Origin of the sequence: Ferruginibacter sp. (assembly GCF_031430955.1) — a bacterium.
Lineage (GTDB): Bacteria > Bacteroidota > Bacteroidia > Chitinophagales > Chitinophagaceae > Ferruginibacter.
On record NZ_JANPCM010000593.1, the window covers coordinates 1 to 3,171 of the forward strand.

The window sequence follows — 3,171 nt, forward strand, 5'->3', positions numbered from 1 at the left end:
CTGCCCCAGCCCAATACCAATACTTTTCCTTTAGCAGGACCACTATCTAATGTTTGTTCTGGAATATAATTAGCAATTAAATCAACTTTAGCCTGCCTTGTTTTTACCATGTGCTCATGGTTTTCGGAATCGTAACTGATGTTACCTGTAATGTCTTGCTTTTCTAAACCTCCTACCCTATGTTCTAAACCTGCAGTGCCGGGTATTGCCCATGGCCTTGCTAATTTTTCATCACGTTGATACGGCATAAATTTCCCATCGGCCATATTCTCTGCCGATGCAAAAGTTACTTTTATTTCGGGCAGGTCTTCACTTTTAGGAAACTTCCATGGTTCGGCACCGTTAGCAATGTAACCGTCACTTAAAAACATAACGGGTGTCATGTGCTGTACCGCAATTCTTACCGCTTCGTAAATGGCGCTGAAACAATCGCTGGGTGTGCTGCTGGCAATAACCGGCATGGGGCATTCGCCATTGCGGCCATAATACGCCTGCATTAAATCACTCTGCTCTGTTTTAGTTGGCAAGCCCGTTGATGGGCCGCCACGCTGAATATTAATTATCAGCAAAGGGATTTCCAGCATTACGGCCAAACCCATTGCTTCTGCTTTTAATGCAATACCCGGCCCGCTGCTGGTGGTTAAACCTAAACTGCCTCCATAACTGGCACCAATGGCCGAAGTAATAGCAGCTATCTCATCTTCTGCCTGAAAAGTTTTTACACCGAAATTTTTATACTTACTTAGTTCATGTAAAATATCACTTGCAGGTGTTATCGGGTAACTGCCTAAAAATAATGGCAGCCCGCTTTTTTGCGATGCCGCAATTAATCCATACGCCACCGCCTGGTTACCCATTATAGAACGGTAAGTGCCCGGGTCCATTTTTGCTTTTTCTACTTTAAACCTGGTAGTAAAAGTTTCGGTAGTATCGCCAAAATTGTAACCGGCCTGCAATGCTTTTGTATTGCTTTCAAAAATTTCGGGCTTCTTACCAAATTTATCTTTAATAAAAGTAAGGGTATTCTCCATATCCCGGTTGTACATCCAGTATAAAAAGCCCAGCACAAACATATTTTTTGCCCGGTCTTTTTCCTTTACCCCCATGGTTATTTCTTTCAATGCCTCACGGGTCATTTTTGTTACGTCAATCTTTATCACTTCGTAATTACCCAGGCTGTTATCTTCTAAAGGATTTACACCATCAGGATAATTTGCCAGACGCAAATTTTTTGCATCAAAGCCATCCGTATTGGCAATAATTTTTCCACCGGGTTTCAATTCTTTTAAGTTTGCTTTTAATGCAGCTGCATTCATTGCCACCAGCACATCGCATGCATCGCCGGGAGTAAAAATTCTGTCGGATGAAAAACGCAATTGGTAACCGCTCACACCGGGCAGGGTTCCTATCGGGGCACGTATCTCTGCAGGGAAATCGGGAAAGGTAGATAAATCTATTCCCATCATGGCTGTATTATTGGTAAACTGGTTGCCCGTTAACTGCATACCATCGCCACTATCGCCGGCAAATTTTATTACAACATCAGTAAGTAATTCTTCTTTATAGCCCATCGTTAATTTAAATTGAGTTGCTAAGTTACTATTTTACCCTTTTTAAAAGCCTGAAATTTTGTCTTTTTTACGGCAACGTTCCCACAATTTGAAATTATTAAATTAGGTTTGCCCAAATTTTTTAAATGTACGACCTGCATGATTTTTTACAGCCCGTTTTAATTAATACCTTAAACGGTGATAATGGCTACAACGACGGGCAGTTTGCCAAAAATATCAATATATATCAAACAGAATTACCAGATATAACCGATGCAGATATGGTATTAGTTGGTGTAACAGAAACAAGGGGCTGCGGCGCTTTTGACAATGCTGAAGCTGCACCGGATGTTATTCGTAAAGAATTATACCAATTGCATTTTTGGCATAAAGATGTGAGTATTGCAGATATTGGCAATATTAAAACGGGCGCAACCTTAAACGACAGTTATGCGGCTATAAAAACGGTAATAGCCGAATTGCTGCGGCAGAATAAAACGGTGGTTATACTTGGTGGCTCACACGATATTACGCTGGCGCAATATTTTGCTTATAAAGAATTAAATAAAATTGTTGAAGCTACCTGCATTGATGCCAATATTAATTTACGTGGCGAAAGTCCCGAACGCAGCGAAAATTTTTTGATGGAAATGCTTACCGGCGAGCCCAACTTAATTAAGCATTATAACCATATTGGTTTTCAAAGTTATTTTGTACACCCCCGCATGCTGGAAACAATGGACAAACTGCGTTTTGATTGTTTTAGATTAGGTGTTGCTAAAGAAAATATAGAAGAGATGGAGCCGGTGTTACGCAATACCCATTTATTAAGTTTCGATATCAGCGCTATAAAATACAGCGATGCCCCTGCATCTTTACAAAGCCCCAATGGTTTTACCGGCGAAGAAGCCTGCATGCTTACACGTTATGCAGGCATGAGTAACAACATCAGCAGTTTTGGTATTTATGGTTACCTGCCGCAGGATGATGTAAACAATCTTACTGCCAAACAAATTGCACAAATGCTTTGGTATTTTATTGATGGGAAAAGCAGGAGTAAACAGGAAGCTGCTATTGAAGAGAGAAATAATTTTAATGAATACCACAGCAGTTTTACCGAAGTGGAAACCATTTTTTTGCAAAGCAAAAAAACGGGCCGCTGGTGGTTGCAATTACCCAATAAAAAATTTATTGCCTGCAGTTACAAAGATTATATACATGCCAGCCAGAATGAAATACCGGAAAGATGGTTGAGAGCACAAGAAAGGAATTAGGAATTTGTAATTGGGAATTTGGGGTAAAATTTTAAGACTTTTTAAATCTTTGCTACACCATTTTTTTTGCATTTTCTATTTGTTCATCGCTGCCCATTACAATTAAACTCTGGCCTGGGTTAATGTGGTAAGTCGACGGTGGATTGATGGTATAATTATTAGATTGGTCTTTTATTCCTAAGATAGTGCAGTTAGTATTTTTCCAAAGATCGAGTTCGTTTAGTGCAATACTCTTTTGTGCTTTTATTTCTGCCACACGAAACTCTGAATTATTTTTTGTACTCATCATCGAAAGCAGTTCCACCACATCGGGCAGCATTACCAATGTGGCCATGTGGGCACCGCCA

Annotated in this window: 3 protein-coding genes; 1 reads left to right on the top strand and 2 read right to left on the bottom strand. The window is 40.1% G+C overall.

Going from position 1 to position 3,171, the window contains the following annotated elements; all coding sequences use genetic code 11:
• Positions 1–1,571: 2-oxoacid:acceptor oxidoreductase subunit alpha (locus ACY65O_RS16770; RefSeq protein WP_462222012.1), on the bottom strand; the 1,571-nt coding region annotated here is incomplete at its 3' end.
• 125 nt (positions 1,572–1,696) lie between these two features.
• On the opposite strand from ACY65O_RS16770, the gene ACY65O_RS16775 reads away from it, so the two are divergent.
• Positions 1,697–2,824 carry a formimidoylglutamase gene (locus tag ACY65O_RS16775; protein WP_462222013.1) on the top strand — a complete coding sequence of 376 codons (1,128 nt, stop codon included), beginning with the start codon at positions 1,697–1,699 and terminating at the stop codon, positions 2,822–2,824.
• Positions 2,825–2,876: 52 nt separating this feature from the next.
• Here ACY65O_RS16775 and ACY65O_RS16780 read toward each other — a convergent pair.
• On the bottom strand, positions 2,877–3,171 hold a 295-nt coding region (locus ACY65O_RS16780), incomplete at its 5' end, for a cation:proton antiporter regulatory subunit (RefSeq protein ID WP_462222014.1).

Bases quoted from the DNA above. Each gene is read 5' to 3' on its own strand.
- ACY65O_RS16775 (WP_462222013.1), top strand. From the start codon at position 1,697: ATGTACGACCTGCATGATTTTTTACAGCCCGTTTTAATTAATACCTTA.